Here is a 15,996-nt window from a genome sequence, read left to right on the forward strand (position 1 = left end):
CCGTGTCCGAAGCTGTTGTATGAGAATAAGCTGGTGGGGAACGAACCCAGAGCCACCCACGACCACAGCAGCCGCTGGCGCTGGTATACCGGCGCGAATAGCCTGGTCGATGTGGAAGGCGTTTTGAGACGTTTAACAGGCAACACCGTTAAGGTGACCAAGCGCATCAACCTGACGGCCGCATACCTGTAGCCACTTTCATTTAGACGAAAGGAGCAAATCACAGAGGTCTATTAACTGTCCAGTTCCCTGAAAGCAGAACTGGACTTCAGCCAAAACAGCATTCTCACAGGTGCAAAAGAAAACTGACCACTGATCTGGGAGAAGTATAAGGATTGAACGCCCATCGGCAGCACGAGCTAAATTGTACACTGCAGATATGCTGCTTTATATAACTCACATTGTGTTATTCGATTAAAAGCAGTATAACAATCGCTGCTTTACGAAGCTGTTCTTAAAAACATATAAAACTGCTAGAAGCTATGCCCTATTGATAGACCTAAAGAGGGACTAAAAATTCGGCTATTGCCAATTAACCGTATCAAGGGAGTAAAACCAGCTCGTAACATAATCCCTCCTGTCAGCTTCTGATAACGGTAACCTAATCGTGGAACAGCAAATAAAGAGGTTTTTCTCTCAAAGCTCGAAAGACCTAACTCATTATTCCTTCCACTCGCACCAGTTAATCCTAAACCAAAGTCACCATGATGATCACCCTTCCCTGTCAACATAAGTAACTCACCTATAAGAGCTATTGTAGCGGGTCTCTCTCCAAAGTAAGAAGTACCTACTCTCAATCCATAAGCCTGTTTTTCCTTTTGAAGTAAGAGACGTTCATAGTTAATCGAATAAAGCGCACCAGACCCCAGAATCTCTAGATAGACAGTGTTACGAGCCGTTAACGATTTGGCTTTCTGTGCTTGAGAACACAGGCCATAAACTGACAGGATAAAAGTTAAGATTACAGGAGCTTTCATGGAAGGAAAAGACAGTTTTCATCCGTAACGTATATGAATGTATCTTATACATAAGTGAAAAATGAAGTATACTAAGCGGCAGCCTCTGTCAATACTATACCATTGATCTTTAATATAAGTGTACGCTTGAAACTGTTATATAAGTTAATTTATATTCAGAAGCCTAAATGCAGTAAAACTTTCTGTTTATTCTAAACGCCCCAGACACGATACACCACGCAAAGGGTGGTTGAGGCCGCAACCAAACACGCTGCTGGTTGTGTAGTTACTCGTTTTCAGTACCAGGCTTCGTACCATTCTTCTGTGCCAATTGCTGCCAAAAAACGGCCAATACGTATGGCTGAAAAAGAAAAACCGCCCAAATCTTGCGAAATGGACGGTTTTTAGTGTCGGGGTGGCAGGATTCGAACCTACGACCTCCTGCTCCCAAAGCAGGCGCGATACCGGGCTACGCTACACCCCGAGTTGTTAATTTCTAGTAAGCCGTAGCAATCATACTAGAAAGGCACGCTACTGTTTTCTGCGGAGAGAGAGGGATTCGAACCCTCGGTACCGTTACCAGTACGACAGTTTAGCAAACTGTTCCTTTCGGCCTCTCAGGCATCTCTCCGGATTTTTTACAACTGCTTCCGGCTTGTTGGAGTGCAAAGATAGAGCCATTCTCCGTTTATGCCAATAGGTAGCTCAGAAAAATCTTTGCAGAATCGCTAATTTTGCTCCTCTTTGCTCCTATTGGCCCTGATTACCAGTTCCGGCAGCATCGAAAAAAAATTTTTAAATGAACTGGTTATATTCATTCTCAACGACCGAATACCTCTTTATAGGGCTATTTATGTGCCTGTACGCTTTCTACATCTGGCGTACATTTCGACTCGCCCGTCAGCTGGGAACAACGGCCTGGGGAGTAGTGCCCAAATTTTTCTTACGCAGCAGCTACCTGATTCTGCTACTGATTGCCCTGCTTGGCCCGTCTTTCGGCGAGGCCAGTGCCGATCTGATGACTACCGGACGCGACGTGTTCCTGATTGTCGATGTTTCGCGGTCCATGGATGCCGACGATGTAGTACCCACCCGGCTCGAGCGGGTCAAGTACGATGTACAGCAGCTGTGCGATACGCTGGCGGCCGACCGGTTTGGCCTGATCCTGTCATCTACCGAGTCGTTTGTGTTGTCGCCACTCACCGCCGATCATGATGCCATCAGGCAGTCGGTTCGCGATGTTCGGACTACTGTTTCGCCAACGGGGGGCACCAATCTGTGCGAGGCTATCGAGCTGGCCCGGCAAAAACTGCTGACCGACCCCTCGACCCGCCAGAACGCCAAGGCTATTGTTATTTTCAGCGACGGCGAAAACTTCAACACCTGCGACCGTACGGCCATGGCCCGGCTTCGTACGTTCCGGATTCCGCTGGTGACGATGGGCGTGGGTACGGAGGGGGGCGCATCGATCCGACAGGGCCGGGATTTTATACGTGACGCCGATAAGCAGATTGTACGTAGTCGGCTGAACCGAAGCTTTTTACAACGACTGGCGCTCGAGACGCAGGGACGTTACATAGAAGTAGAAAGCCAGGATCAGCATATTGATGAGCTGGCCAGCTACATGCGGTCGTTACAGGGGCGGGTCGTTGACCAGCAGCAAGTGGCCGTATCGACCAACAAATATTACTACTTCGTGCTGGCAGCGCTGGTCCTGATTCTGTTTGATCTGATCATAACCGTACGGACGTTTCGGCTATAGGGTGGTCTCAATCTTTCGTCTTATTTTTGGACTCCTGTTTGTTCGTAGCTTATGATCTATGTGTTGATGATTGCCTGGCTCTGGTGGAGCGAGACCGTGCCGGTCAACCAGATTTCGTTAAATAATCAGGCCCGGCAGGAAGCGGAATCAGCTTATCGGGCAGGCCACTACCAACAGGCCCTTAGATTATATGTCTTTCTTAGTCAGGCCACTTCAACTGCCGACCCTGCCGTTCGGCTTAACCTGGGCCACACGTACTTTCAACTGAGACAATACAAAAAAGCAGGTCAGCAGTATCAGACGTTACTCGACTCAGACCGGTCTGCTCTGCGTACGGTAGCGGCTACGCAGCTGGGCATCATTGCCTGTCTCGACCACGACAGTACGGCGGCTCTGACCCTGTTCCGCCAGGCGTTGCTGGAAGATTTCACGAATGAACCGGCGCGGTATAACTTTGAGTTGATAAGTAAGCGGTATACTCCGCGTCCACCTTCCCGACAGGCGCCGGCCAAATCGACTGCCGAAATCCAGCAGCAGGCAGATCAACCGTCTATGGGCAATGGGCAGGTAGAACGGTCATCACGCCAGGATGATCTGCTCCGACGCTTCAGGCAGCTGAATCTGACGCAGGATCAGGCGCTTCAGCTGCTCGATGCTATGCAGACCGATGACTTACCGTATGCGCTGACGCGCTCAGCCCGACGCGTTACAAGCCCGACAGCGGGGGAAAACCGCTGGTAGTAATCACAAACTAACCATGAACGAAGTCGTAATTATTTCCGCTGTCCGAACCCCGATTGGGGGCTTTGGTGGCGTCTTGTCTTCCCTGTCGGCGACCGACCTTGGTGCAGCCGCCATCCGGGGAGCACTCAGCCGGGCCGGTGTGCAGCCCGGCCAGGTACAGGAGGTTATTATGGGTAACGTTGTCTCGGCCAATGTGGGTCAGGCACCGGCCAAACAGGCAGCCCTGAAAGCGGGCCTCCCAGCCACCATTCCCTGCACCACGATCAACAAAGTATGCGCATCCGGCACGAAAGCCGTTATGCTGGCGGCACAGGCAATCCAGCTTGGCCAGGCCGACATAGTGGTGGCGGGCGGCATGGAAAGCATGTCGAACACTCCCTACTACGTACCCAAAGCCCGCTTCGGCTATAAATACGGCAATGCCGAACTCGTTGACGGGCTGGCCCGGGATGGGCTGGTCGACGTCTACGATCAGTGTGCGATGGGCGTGTTTGCCGACCGCACGGCCCAAACCTACAGCATCAGCCGTGAAGCGCAGGATGCCTATACGGTGCAGTCATACCGGCGGGCCGAAGACAGTACCCAAACCGGGCGGTTCGCAGCAGAGATCGTTGCCGTTGAGGTGGCTGGTCGTAAAGGCACCGTAACCGTCAGTGAAGACGAAGAGTACAAGAATGTCATTTACGATAAAGTACCAACGCTGAAGGCCGCCTTCACCCCCGACGGTACCGTAACGCCAGCCAGCTCATCGCCAATCAGCGACGGAGCCGCTGCGCTCGTTATCATGAGCCAACGCAAAGCCGATGAGCTCGGACTAAAGCCACTGGCGCGTATTTTGGCCTATGCCGACGCCGAACAGGAACCCGAGTGGTTTACGACCGCTCCCACCAAAGCCGTACCACTGGCGCTGGAGCGGGCAGGCCTGACCACGGCCGACGTTGATTATTTCGAGATCAACGAAGCGTTCGCCGTAGTACCCCTGGCGTTTAGTCAGCTGCTGGAGGTGCCTCAAGAGAAGCTGAACGTGTTTGGTGGTGCTGTATCGATTGGCCATCCGCTGGGTGCGTCGGGGGCCCGAATTATAACGACGCTCACGAACGTGCTGCAGCAGACTGAGGGCCGCATCGGCGCGGTCGGTATCTGCAACGGCGGAGGAGGAGCGTCAGCGCTTGTCATCGAAAAAGTATAAACGGGTTTTGGGTCCGGTGTTCGCGGAAGCGAGTCATTCCATTCCGCCGGACCCAAAACCGAATATGTAGCCAATGCCCATTCAGGAAACCAACTTCCATTTTCCCGGCCAAACGGGATTTTACCGCGGCAAAGTCCGTGATGTGTATTCGTTCCCGGACCGTTTGATCATGATTGCGTCCGATCGGATTTCGGCCTTTGATGTCGTTCTGCCCCGCCCTATTCCCTACAAAGGACAGGTGCTGAACCAGACAGCCGAGTATTTTCTGCGGGCCACCGCCGATCTGGTTCCCAACTGGTTACTGACGGTTCCCGATCCTAACGTCAGTGTGGGGTTTCGCTGCGAACCCTATGCAGTCGAAATGGTAGTACGGGGGTATCTGGCCGGACACGCCTGGCGGCAGTACCGCGATGGCCACCGAATACTGTGTGGCGTTGCCCTGCCCGACGGATTACGCGAGAACGACCGGCTCCCCACGCCCATCATAACCCCATCAACCAAAGCCCACGAAGGCCATGATGAGGACATCAGCCGCGAAGAGATCCTGAGTCGGGGCATTGTTTCGGAAAGCGAGTATGTGCAGCTGGAGCGGTACGCCCTGGCGCTCTTTGAGCGGGGTACACAGATGGCTGCCGAGCGCGGACTTATCCTGGTCGATACGAAATACGAGTTCGGTAATCTGAACGGAACCGTGATCCTGATCGACGAAGTCCATACCCCCGACTCATCACGTTATTTTTACGCCGATACCTACGAAGAACAGCTCCGGGCGAACCAGCCTCAAAAACAATTGTCGAAAGAGTTCGTTAGAGAATGGCTTATCGCGAACGGTTTTCAGGGTAAAACCGGCCAGACCGTTCCGACCATGTCCGATGAGTGGGTAGACCAGATTTCGGGTCGGTACATTGAGTTGTTTGAAACCGTAACGGGCCAGGCCTTTCTGCGCGCCGACGAAACCAACCCACTTAACCGGATTGAAACCAATATTCTGAAGACCCTTACTGATACAACCATATGAATTATACCATTGAAAAAAACGAGCAGTATGCCCTGATTCGCCTGAACGAAACAGCCCTGGAAGGCGAGCTGCCAACGACCTTCGAGACCCTCAGCCGCAGCCTGTTCCGCGAAGGGTACAGCAATATTATTCTGGACATGGCTTCGCTGAAGTCCATCGACATGGCAGGCATCACGGCGATACGAAAAATAAACCGTCAGTGCACGAATGAAGTTGGGTTATTGGTACTCGTTACGAAAGATGACGACCTGATCGAGCTCCTCGACTCAGCCGGCGGTAGTGACCTGACCATTCTGCCCACGGTAGAGGAAGCCATCGATGCCGTATTTATGAACGAATTGGAAAACGATTTCCGCAGCGAAGACGACGATGAGTACGACGCCGGGGGCAGCGTCGGTCGCGAGGAAGCCTAGCCTAACCCTATGCCCAACCAAGTTTCAGATCATTCCAGACCCGCTCATTTGCCGTTTACGCTCACCGTGCTGGGCGCCGGTTCGGCCACGCCCAGCCTGCGGTTTCATCCAACAGCCCAGCTGCTAACGGTTGGCAATGATCACATACTTATCGACTGTGGCGAAGGAACGCAGCTTCGATTACTCGAACACCGGATACGGCCGGGCCGACTGCGGTACATCTTTATCAGCCACCTCCACGGCGATCACTACTTCGGGCTGGCCCCGCTCCTGTCGACGCTCAATCTGAGTGGTCGAACGGAAGATCTGTATCTGTTCGGACCCCGTGGACTTGACGATGTACTGACGACCATTTTTCGGGTGTCTGATTCCCGGTTGGGCTACAAACTTCACTTCCAGGCGGTTGAGCCTGACCAGCCGGCATTGCTGCTCGATCATCCGCTGGTAACGGTAGAATCGATACCGCTGCAGCACCGGATCAGCTGCACGGGCTACATCTTTCGGGAAAAGCCCCACAAGCCTCACCTGCTCCGTGAAAAACTGCCGGCCGATGTCTCGATTGAGGTGTTGAAGCGACTGAAAGAGGGACAGGACGTACTGGACGAAAGCGGGCAGGTACGCTACGCTGCGGCCGAGCATACCGCGCCGGGACCGGAGCCGCGTTCCTACGCTTTCTGCTCAGATACCCGCTACGTTGAGGAGCTGGTGCCGCAGTTGCAGGGGGTCAGCCTGCTTTATCACGAAGCCACGTTCCTGGAAGATAACGCCCTGCGCGCGGCCGAAGTGTATCACTCAACGGCCCGCCAGGCCGCTACCATTGCCGCAAAAGCCGACGTAGGCCGGTTACTTATCGGTCATTTTTCGTCTCGCTATAAGCAGTACGAGCCGTTTCTGGACGAAGCCCGTACCGTCTTTCCCGAAACCTACCTGGCTATAGAAGGCGAGACACTGGCCGTTTAAGCCTCCGCCGGCCTACCTTTACAGTTGCTATGTACTTATCCTTTATGCTGGGGTTCAGACTGGGGTTTCTTGAAATTGGCTGGCTAGACCTGCTCGACATGGGCCTGGTAGCGTTGTTGATCTACCAGATTTATAACCTTGTTCGGGGCAGTGTGGCCAGCCGGGTGTTTATCGGCTACCTGCTGGTTTACCTGGCCTACCTGCTGGTAAAGGCACTCGGCCTGAACCTGATGACTACCATACTGGAGTATTTTATCAGTGTGGGTGCCCTGGCGCTTATCATCATTTTTCAGCAGGAGATTCGGCGGTTTCTGCTTTATATTGGTAAATCGACCAACCTCACTAACAGCCGCTGGATTCGCCGGTGGCTCCTGCGCCAGCCGCTGCAGGCCGATCATCAAACAACGCTGAAGCCTATTCTCGATACCTGCAAGGCGCTGAGCACCGAGTTTTCGGGGGGCTTGCTGGTTCTGCAGAAGAATGACGACCTGGAAAAGTTTATCCAGTCGGGCGAAATCATCAACGCCGATCTGTCCAAGTCGCTGCTGCTGGCTATCTTCAGCCAGTACAGCCCCTTACATGATGGCGCCGTGGTAATCAGCGACGGACGAATTCGGTCAGCGCGCTGTATTTTACCCGTCTCCAACGATGACGAACTACCGCCGGCGCTGGGGTTCCGGCACCGGGCCGCTCTTGGTATGAGTGAAGCCACCGATGCCGCCGTTATCGCTATTTCGGAAGAAAGCGGCCGACTCGCCCTGGCCATAAACGGCGAACTGTTTACGAGCCTGAGCCTGTCTGAGCTGGAAAACCGGCTGGACCAATATCTACGCGAACCCCGAATCGGGCACTAAACCATTATTGACCATAGCCGGTTGAGTGAATTACCATCAGTCAATACGCTATGAAAAACACGATACAACGGCTCAGCTTTTGTTTGGCCTTCCTGCTGCTTTCCGGCCCGGTTGTTCACGCCCAGCTCCGGCTCGACCTCGAATCGGGTCTTGTTCTCGGCACTCCTTATAACGAAGTCCGCATCCCCAATACGGGCGGCACTCTCGTTGACCTATCAGCCGAACTGTCGGCTCAACCAACCGCCTTTTACCGTATTCGGCTGGGTTATACCATTAACAACCGACACACAATCTCTGCGCTATATGCTCCCCTTACGGTTCGTTACGATGGGGCTTTCGATCGGGATGTGAATTACAATGGTCTGATTTTTCCGGCCGGGCAGGCCACCCGGGTCAACTATACTTTCAACTCATACCGGCTAACGTATCGGTACGATTTTGTAGCCGACGAGCGCTGGCGGGTAGGTTTGGGCTTCACGGGCAAAATCAGGGATGCCAATGTTCAGTTTGCGAACGAAACCAGCAATCGGGATACGAATTTCGATAACCTGGGGTTTGTGCCGCTGATCAACTTTTATGTCAGCTACCGGCCCACGCAACGGCTGGGCCTGCTGCTGGAGGGCGATGCGCTGGGGGCCAGACAGGGCCGGGCCGAAGATATTTTTGCGGGAGCTACTTACCAGCTCAGCGATGCTTTCGGTCTAAAAGCCGGGTACCGGGTCGTGGAAGGCGGTGCCAACGTCGATACGATTTATAACTTCACCTGGATCAACTACGCATCGGCCGGGCTGCTCATAACCCTCTAAACGAAACTCGTCCTGCGGGCAATCGATCCAATCGATCTTCCGCAGGACGAGTCAATATCATCCGGGTGCGTTGCTGCCTTTAGTATTCCAGCATACCGGGCAGGCTCTTGGCCTGCTCAACAAAATCGCTCACCTGCTCTACAGACGGCGGCCGTTGCGTAAACTGCCGTTTCTTGTTGATCTCAATCAATTTTGCATGCAGATTGTTGGGCGACCGCTGGGCCAGTTCCTTCACCGTATCCACCCCGGCTTCTTCCATCAGATCACTGTATACCCGACCAATTCCCTTGATTCGGGCCAGATCGGCCCGATTGGCCAGTTCCAGAATAGCGGTTGCATCGACACCAGCTGCTGAGGCCAGCGTTTTACGACCGCCCGGGGTTTTTGCGGCTTCCAGAAGCGCGTCACTGTCGCCTAAACCTTGCCCTTTCAGGGCGTTTAGAACGGCATCCGTAATACCGCGCAGTTCTCCTAACGTAACACTCATTGCAAAAAGAGGATATGGGTTAAACAGAGGTAATCGGCCCGACCTTCAGGCCGCAGAGTACTTTTTCAACGAACAAGGTACTTTCTTCGGGTATCGTTTAAAAGAAATTTTTTCTGAGCGGTAAAGCTGTCCGGGTGCATTTGCGCGTACTCTCGCGCCCATATTACGTAGCGATCTGGCTCCTGCTCCCGGAACCGATTGGCATCTATCTTCTTCTGTAGCAGATAGTTATCAAATAGTTCATCCATTTATTTAGTCTTTGTCAAAGCAGCACACTCGTTGTAGCATCAACCGCGATTCCTTCTGGGTGGGGGCGTAAAGTTAATCTACTCACTGTTTAGATCAAGAGAAGCAGTCAGCCCTGGTTCATTATTCCCAGACGCCTGCGGAGTGAATGGCCTGCCAGAAATATACGCTATATTGTTTTGGTATCGGGAAGGAGTATGTTTGCACGGTTTATTTCCATTCATTCATTATTCATTATGAAGCGAGTCTTAATTGTTCTATTCACACTGGCAGCCTTCTCGGCTACGGCGCAGGAGTACAAGCCATTCAAAGTAAACCTGTCTCTAGGTTTTGCCAAACCGCTGTCGTCGGGCGCGTCAGGTGGGGTATTGTTTGCCATCGAACCCAAATACGGGATCACCGACAATATTGATCTTGGCCTGCGCCTGGAGTCGGCTCTTGTAGCGCGGGCGGTGATCAGTAGCGGCAACACCGTTTCGGGGGAGATCGGCGCGTTCGGCTCGTACCTGATAACCGGTAATTACCTGTTCGGAACGGGCGGAGTACGCCCTTTCCTGGGTCTGGGCGCTGGGCTGTACAGCATCGCTTCGGGCGGTGTCGTAACAGTGGTCGATGGCCAGACACCGGAAGATGTCACCCTGGTTGGCGCTACCAAATTTGGCGGCATGATCCGGGGCGGCATCAAGGCCGGTCACTTCGTTCTGGGCGTAGAATACAATGCGGTCCCGACCACGTCTAACCGGCTGACGAATACGACCATCGAGAGCAAAAACGCCTACCTCGGCGTGAAAGTAGGCTTCGACATTGGCGGAGGGCGGTACTAAGCCAGCCGTGATCGAGCGACTAAAAGAGAGAAAGAGCGGCCATAATAACCGCTCTTTCTCTCTTTTAGTCCTCTGGTACCTGCCAGGGGTGGAAGCGGAGGCCTTTTACACGGCTGAATTCAAGTGTCGGGGCCGGTATCTTAAAAAACTGGGCGGTACCGATGAACCGCTGCAACGACGGGCTGAACGTGCCAACCCTCGACAGATCAGCGTCGGGCGAGATAAAGAACTGTCGGTACCGCTCGAACCTGACTTCATTGCCATTAGCGTCCCAGACCCTGGGGTTATCGTGCCCCCCGATCATACCGCTTCCGCTGTAGCCGATATCCAGATTCAGCCAGCGCGGAAACTGAGGGCCAACCGGTACGACCGACGCCAGATTAACCGATAGCCAGTATTGCTGCCCATTATAGTCTTTAAGCAGTTGCTGCCCGGTTGTTTTTCCGAGCAGATTGGGCCGGTACTGGGGAAAAATGGTTTTCCGGAACCCGTACTTCAGGGTAACGATCTGCTGCCCGGCCCCGTACTGCTGGCCCATAAACAAAGCGGTTCCGGCCGCGTTGGCGAGCATATCGCCCTTCGAAAAGCCCCATCCTTCAGAATAGCCGTCGAAAACCTCCAGCGTACTCTGAAACAGCAGCGCCAGCAAACCGCCGGTCAGGATGCTGGTTCGCTCGTTTACCCCGCTCCAGCGCATGAGTTCGTAACCGCCCCGGCTCATGCAGTAGGCCGTAGCCGCGTGACCGACCTTGTCCATCTGCAACCACTCCCGATTGTCGTTGAACGCGTGAAAAGGCACCCGCTTTTTGTACCACTGCTTTCGCAGCACCAATAGCGTTACCGTATAGAAAGCCGCGGTTCCGGCCACCACCCCAATAAAGCGTCCCTGTCTGATACCAGACGGGTCGGGCCTAGTCGGCATAACCGGCTGCGGTTGAGCAAAGGTGCTGACTGCCAGCAGCCAGGCCAGCAAGAAGGCGTAGAGCCTGTAGTTCATGGCCTAAAAATAGCCGATAATCAGTTGACCAGCTTCGCTAATTCCGCGGCCGATACGGTTAGTAGCCCGACTTTGGGCAACCGCCGGGTCAGTTCCCGCCAGTTGGGATCGGCCTCGTAAATTCGTTTCAGCATGACCACCGCCCGATCAACCTGTTTGGTATTGGCGAGGGCAATGGCCGTCCAGTACTGCATCTCCAGATTGGCCGGAAACAGCTTCATGGCCGCGCCGTACTCGTCCATAGCCCCTTTCATGTCGTTCTTTTCGGTAGCCAGATCGCCCCGGTTCATGTGTTCGTACGCCCGATGCGTCCGTAACAGCCGGTCCAGCTCGGCCAGCGGCTGTTCGGCATCATCGACGCGCAGGTCGACCAGGTGATTATCGTCCCAGGGGGTGTCTGACGCGCGGCCTTTCACCATCAACAGCACCGCCGACTGCCGGCCACGAATGTCGCCACCGGCGGCCTGGGCGGCCTGCAGGGCCGAGAGTACCCGTTCGGGCAGGGGCATACCGGCGTTTTTCTCGAATGCCCCCGCCATTGCCGCAGGCACCGTGTTGTTCAGCATCATATTGGCCTGAACCGAATAGGTAGCCCCTTTCTGGTGACCGGCGAAGTCGATGCATTTTTTACCGGTATGCACGGCTACATTGCCCTTAGCGTCGGCAATAGCAACCTGCCGTACGTCCCGCCCCTCGTCGGTACGCAGCAACTCATCCAGGGCCTGCTGGGCCGTTTTTCCCGCTTTGAGTAGCGCCAGCCCCCGCATACCAAATGATTTGTTGGTGAACGACTGCGTAGCGACCACCCCTACCCCGGCCTCACCCCACGACACCGAGGTACCCACCGAGAACCAGTGGCTCTGAACGCCAACGGCCAGGTCGCCGGTTTTTTCGTCGCGGGCAACGATAGAAAACGTATGGGCAAACGGTTCGGGCTGGCCATTGCTGCCGATCCGTACGTGTTGGGCCAAGGCTGGGGCCGTTAGAAGCAGAAAAAAGAGAATACGTTTACGCATGATTGATGAGTGGTTGTCATCATCAAATGTACGCGTGCGGGGCAATTTCACAAGGAGTTAACCGACCCGATACACCAGACCATGTAACTTGCGGATCAATTTGATTTGCTGCCTATCGTCATGAACGATCAACCATCTCCCCCACTCACCCGCGCTCAGGAGTCGCGCGTTGCTATTGAACGGCTTTATATTACCATGCGTCACCTCTTTAACCGGGGGTTTTACAAACCATCGGGCGTATCGGGCGAAGAGATCCGACGGGCGTTGCTGACGCTGCAACCCGAAATCTACGGACTCGTTGGCGACCCCCAGCGGGTTGAGCTCGACGGTCTGGTTTACGTCATGGACCGGCTCCCCAAGGGGATCGAAGCCTGTCGGGTGATCACCCTGGCCTCGCGCGAAGGGTTCGAGAATTCCCATTTTCCGGTGCTGGTACCCGCCAAGCGTCGGCGCAACTGCTACCGTATCGATCAGGAGCAGATGGTCATTGAGGTAACCAACGGCCGAAGCGAAATCTACGATATCCTGACCCACCTGACCTTCATGTTTATGGAGGCCGACAAGATCAGGCGCAACGCCTTCCAGGAGCGGGGTAGTAAATCGCGCGAGTGGGAAAAGCTCGAAGCCATCATCCGGTCGGGCGGCACCGTTACCGACGATGAGCGGGAGCTGGCCCTGACCTACCTGAGTTCTATACTGGGGCGCACGTTTGAAGAAACCCAGCGGGCCTACCGGCGTTTCGAAGAAACCGCGGGCACCAACAACGGCTTGTTTCAGATTGTCTACGGCCTGGGCAGCGTTTCGATCAGCGAGGTACGCGAATCGAACGTAGACCGGGAAATTAACTTCACCCCCATGCTGCGCGAACGCATCGGCCAGCATCTCTATGGCGAGCGCTGGGCGACCCGCATCAAACAATACATATGGCAAAACAACCTGCAGGACCGGCCGCTGCACATCATCAGCGCCAATCCGCACAGTGTCATGAACTGCCTCTACGCACCGGCCGCCCTGAAAGGCACCACCACCTGGGATAACCTCTACGACCTGGCCATGACCCTGAGCCAGCCCAACCAGCGGGAGCTGCGGGAGCAGGTCGCTCGGTACGCAGCCGAGCATGGCATGCATGTGCTGGAAGACACCGCTGGCACCAGTTTGCTGGTACAGCTGATCGATCTGTCGCGCTGTGACGTATCGAACCTGCCCGCCGAACTGAACCCCGACCCGGTCTATGTTCAGGAAAACCAACCCCTGCTGCTGGTCATGGACTACGCCTTCGGCGAGCAGGCTTTCGAGACGATGGACGAACTGCTGAAGCCCTACGAACGCCAGAGCGAATCGGCAACCCTGAAAGTAGCCTCGGTGACGATCATGGGCAAAGCCGGTATCCTGACCGGCGACAAAGGCGACCTGATGATTCCGACATCACACATCTTTGAGGGCACCGCCGACAACTACCCGCTGGATAATGATTTCAGCAAAGACGATTTTGAAGGCAACGGGCTGGCCGTCTACGAAGGCGCCATGATTACCGTACTGGGCACGTCGTTACAGAACAAGGATATCCTCAGCTACTTCTGCAATTCGTCCTGGAAAGCCATTGGGCTGGAAATGGAAGGAGCCCACTACCAGAAAGCGATTCAGGCCCACCTCAAAATCAGGAACAGCGTACCGGCCGACGTGAAAGTGCGATACGCCTATTACGCATCGGACAACCCGCTGCTGACCGGCGCTACGCTGGCATCGGGCAGTCTGGGTACGCTGGGGGTCAAGCCGACCTACCTGATCACCATGAAGTGGCTCGAAAAGGTACTGCGGGCCAGCTAAACTACGGCATAACACGCTGTCGACTGGCTGAGGGTATTATGCCGGAAGGCCCTGCCCCAGAGCCACATCGGTCTTAGTGTGCGCTCAGCCAACCCATTGGGATCGTGGCTGGGCGCACCTTTTTTTGGTACTGCTACGGGATAAAGTTGCGTTTTCCCAGAAACCTCACGGATCGGCCCCTTTACGGAGCAACAGCCTTACTTTTCCGAACATCAGACCTACTAATTTTGTAGATGAGTATGGGAATCCCCCAGCTACCATTATGGCAAAACATACGAATACAACTGAAAAAGGTCCTGATGTCGTGTTGATTGGAGCAGGTATCATGAGCGCCACCCTCGGTGTCATGCTCAAGGAACTGCAACCCAGCATCACGATCGAGATCTACGAGCGTCTGGACAGTGCCGCAGCAGAAAGCTCCGACGCCTGGAACAACGCCGGTACGGGTCACTCAGCCTTCTGCGAACTCAACTACACCCCCGAGCGCGAAGACGGCAGCGTTGAGACCGCCAAAGCCATCAAGATTGCCGAATCGTTCGAGCAGTCGAAGCAGTTCTGGGCCTACCTGGTTGAACAGGGTTTCCTGAAAGATGCGCCCAACTTCATCCGCTCCATTCCCCACATGAGCTTTGTCTGGGGCGAAGACAACGTGAACTACCTGCACAAACGCTACGACGCACTCCAGCAGAACTACCTCTTCCACGGCATGCAGTATTCCGAAGAGCCTGCTCAACTGGCCGAGTGGATGCCGCTGGTAATGGAAGGCCGCGACCCGGCACAGCCCGTTGCCGCCACCCGGATGGATATCGGTACCGACGTCAACTTCGGCGCGCTGACCCGCTGCCTGTTCGAGAAGTTACAGCAGATGGACGGCGTAACCATGCATTTTGGCTATGACGTGCGCGATCTGTGGCGCTCCAAAAGTCTGGGCGGCTGGAAAATCAGAGTTGAAAACCTGAACGACGGCAAAACCCGCGATGTACAGACCGAGTTTGTCTTTATCGGAGCCGGGGGTGGTTCGCTGCGCCTGCTCGAAAAATCCGACATTCCCGAGAGCCGCGGCTACGGGGGCTTCCCGGTAAGTGGGCAGTGGCTCAAATGTACCAACCGCGCTGTTATTGAACAGCATCACGCCAAGGTCTACGGGAAAGCCTCGGTTGGCGCCCCACCCATGTCGGTGCCGCACCTGGATACCCGTATGATCGATGGCAAACAGGAGTTACTGTTCGGACCTTACGCGGGGTTCTCGACCAAGTTCCTTAAAAGCGGCTCGTACCTCGACCTGCCCAAGTCGATTCAACTGAGCAACATGGCCCCCATGCTGATGGCGGGTCTGCATAACATACCGCTGACGCGCTACCTGATTCAGCAGGTGATGCAGTCGCCCGAGGATCGGCTCAACGCCCTGCGCGAATACTTCCCCAACGCCCAGATGAACGACTGGGAGCTGGAGATTGCCGGTCAGCGGGTACAGGTCATCAAAAAAGATGAGGAAGAGGGGGGCGTTCTTGAGTTCGGCACCGAAGTCGTGAGCGCGGCCGATGGCAGCATTGCCGCCCTGCTGGGGGCTTCGCCGGGCGCGTCGACGGCGGTATCGATCATGCTCGACCTCATCAAGCGGTGCTTCCCGGAGCAAATGAACTCGGCCGACTGGCAGACCAAGCTGAAGCAGATGATTCCGTCCTATGGGCAGGTACTGGCCAACAATCCGGAACTGGGTCAGCAACTCCGCCGGCAAACCAGCGAAGTGCTGGGACTGACCACCGACGAGCAAACACCTGAGGTAACCCGTTAGCATACCCTACGTTAGGGTATCCTGCGCCAGAGCGATGTTACTGCATAAATAGCTCGATTTACGTATCTTGTGCCACGACCGCCTGGTCGTGGCACATCTTTT

General features: G+C 54.9%; 16 protein-coding genes and 2 tRNA genes. 12 read left to right on the top strand and 6 right to left on the bottom strand.

Annotated elements, in window-relative coordinates:
• Positions 1-15 precede the first annotated feature (15 nt).
• Complete coding sequence (locus tag B1C80_RS28350) at positions 16-192, top strand: hypothetical protein (protein ID WP_161492716.1); 177 nt, start codon at positions 16-18, stop codon at positions 190-192.
• 281 nt (positions 193-473) lie between these two features.
• Here B1C80_RS28350 and B1C80_RS28060 read toward each other — a convergent pair whose 3' ends face one another.
• The 3 genes from B1C80_RS28060 to B1C80_RS04960 form a co-directional block, all read right to left on the bottom strand.
• Positions 474-977, bottom strand: a complete 504-nt coding sequence (locus B1C80_RS28060; RefSeq protein WP_139361586.1) for a hypothetical protein — start codon at positions 975-977, stop codon at positions 474-476.
• A 389-nt stretch (positions 978-1,366) separates the two neighbouring features.
• Positions 1,367-1,440, bottom strand: a tRNA-Pro gene (locus B1C80_RS04955).
• Between the two features lie 60 nt (positions 1,441-1,500).
• Positions 1,501-1,587: transfer RNA gene (locus B1C80_RS04960), tRNA-Ser, on the bottom strand.
• A gap of 168 nt (positions 1,588-1,755) precedes the next feature.
• Between B1C80_RS04960 and B1C80_RS04965 the strand changes: the two genes are divergently transcribed.
• From B1C80_RS04965 to B1C80_RS05000, 8 genes are all read left to right on the top strand, one after another.
• A complete protein-coding gene (locus B1C80_RS04965) occupies positions 1,756-2,718 on the top strand; it encodes a VWA domain-containing protein (RefSeq protein WP_077919944.1) in 963 nt (320 codons plus the stop codon).
• A gap of 51 nt (positions 2,719-2,769) precedes the next feature.
• Positions 2,770-3,459, top strand: coding sequence for a lipopolysaccharide assembly protein LapB (locus tag B1C80_RS04970; RefSeq protein ID WP_077919945.1), 690 nt, complete (start codon positions 2,770-2,772; stop codon positions 3,457-3,459).
• A gap of 16 nt (positions 3,460-3,475) precedes the next feature.
• On the top strand, positions 3,476-4,651 hold the full coding sequence (locus B1C80_RS04975) for an acetyl-CoA C-acyltransferase (RefSeq protein ID WP_077919946.1): 1,176 nt from the start codon (positions 3,476-3,478) through the stop codon (positions 4,649-4,651).
• Positions 4,652-4,724: 73 nt separating this feature from the next.
• Positions 4,725-5,669, top strand: coding sequence for a phosphoribosylaminoimidazolesuccinocarboxamide synthase (locus B1C80_RS04980; RefSeq protein ID WP_077919947.1), 945 nt, complete (start codon positions 4,725-4,727; stop codon positions 5,667-5,669).
• Positions 5,666-6,082 carry an STAS domain-containing protein gene (locus tag B1C80_RS04985; RefSeq protein WP_077919948.1) on the top strand — a complete coding sequence of 139 codons (417 nt, stop codon included), beginning with the start codon at positions 5,666-5,668 and terminating at the stop codon, positions 6,080-6,082. The genes B1C80_RS04980 and B1C80_RS04985 overlap by 4 nt, the downstream gene beginning before the upstream one ends.
• A gap of 9 nt (positions 6,083-6,091) precedes the next feature.
• Positions 6,092-7,042 carry a ribonuclease Z gene (locus tag B1C80_RS04990; protein ID WP_077919949.1) on the top strand — a complete coding sequence of 317 codons (951 nt, stop codon included), beginning with the start codon at positions 6,092-6,094 and terminating at the stop codon, positions 7,040-7,042.
• Between the two features lie 44 nt (positions 7,043-7,086).
• A complete protein-coding gene (cdaA, locus tag B1C80_RS04995; protein ID WP_077919950.1) occupies positions 7,087-7,896 on the top strand; it encodes a diadenylate cyclase CdaA in 810 nt (269 codons plus the stop codon).
• A 50-nt stretch (positions 7,897-7,946) separates the two neighbouring features.
• Positions 7,947-8,702 carry a hypothetical protein gene (locus B1C80_RS05000; protein WP_077919951.1) on the top strand — a complete coding sequence of 252 codons (756 nt, stop codon included), beginning with the start codon at positions 7,947-7,949 and terminating at the stop codon, positions 8,700-8,702.
• Positions 8,703-8,781: 79 nt separating this feature from the next.
• Here B1C80_RS05000 and B1C80_RS05005 read toward each other — a convergent pair whose 3' ends face one another.
• Positions 8,782-9,189: a DUF4332 domain-containing protein gene (locus tag B1C80_RS05005; protein WP_077919952.1), complete on the bottom strand. Its 408-nt coding sequence runs from the start codon at positions 9,187-9,189 to the stop codon at positions 8,782-8,784.
• Positions 9,190-9,671: 482 nt separating this feature from the next.
• On the opposite strand from B1C80_RS05005, the gene B1C80_RS05015 reads away from it, so the two are divergent.
• A complete protein-coding gene (locus B1C80_RS05015; protein ID WP_077920102.1) occupies positions 9,672-10,259 on the top strand; it encodes a hypothetical protein in 588 nt (195 codons plus the stop codon).
• A gap of 64 nt (positions 10,260-10,323) precedes the next feature.
• Here the strand turns inward: B1C80_RS05015 and B1C80_RS05020 are convergent, their stop codons facing one another.
• Positions 10,324-11,256 carry a DUF2279 domain-containing protein gene (locus B1C80_RS05020; protein ID WP_077919954.1) on the bottom strand — a complete coding sequence of 311 codons (933 nt, stop codon included), beginning with the start codon at positions 11,254-11,256 and terminating at the stop codon, positions 10,324-10,326.
• Between the two features lie 20 nt (positions 11,257-11,276).
• Positions 11,277-12,272, bottom strand: coding sequence for a DUF1028 domain-containing protein (locus tag B1C80_RS05025; protein WP_077919955.1), 996 nt, complete (start codon positions 12,270-12,272; stop codon positions 11,277-11,279).
• A 120-nt stretch (positions 12,273-12,392) separates the two neighbouring features.
• On the opposite strand from B1C80_RS05025, the gene B1C80_RS05030 reads away from it, so the two are divergent.
• Together B1C80_RS05030 and B1C80_RS05035 are read left to right on the top strand one after the other, a co-directional pair.
• The gene (locus B1C80_RS05030) at positions 12,393-14,099 is read left to right on the top strand and encodes a hypothetical protein (RefSeq protein WP_077920103.1); all 1,707 of its coding nucleotides are present in this window, start codon (positions 12,393-12,395) and stop codon (positions 14,097-14,099) included.
• 262 nt (positions 14,100-14,361) lie between these two features.
• Positions 14,362-15,894 (top strand): malate:quinone oxidoreductase, encoded by a 1,533-nt coding sequence (locus B1C80_RS05035; protein WP_077919956.1) that lies wholly within the window; start codon positions 14,362-14,364, stop codon positions 15,892-15,894.
• Positions 15,895-15,996 lie beyond the last annotated feature (102 nt).

The sequence above is a fragment of the Spirosoma sp. 209 genome (assembly GCF_002006735.1).
Taxonomy (GTDB): Bacteria; Bacteroidota; Bacteroidia; order Cytophagales; family Spirosomataceae; genus Spirosoma; species Spirosoma sordidisoli.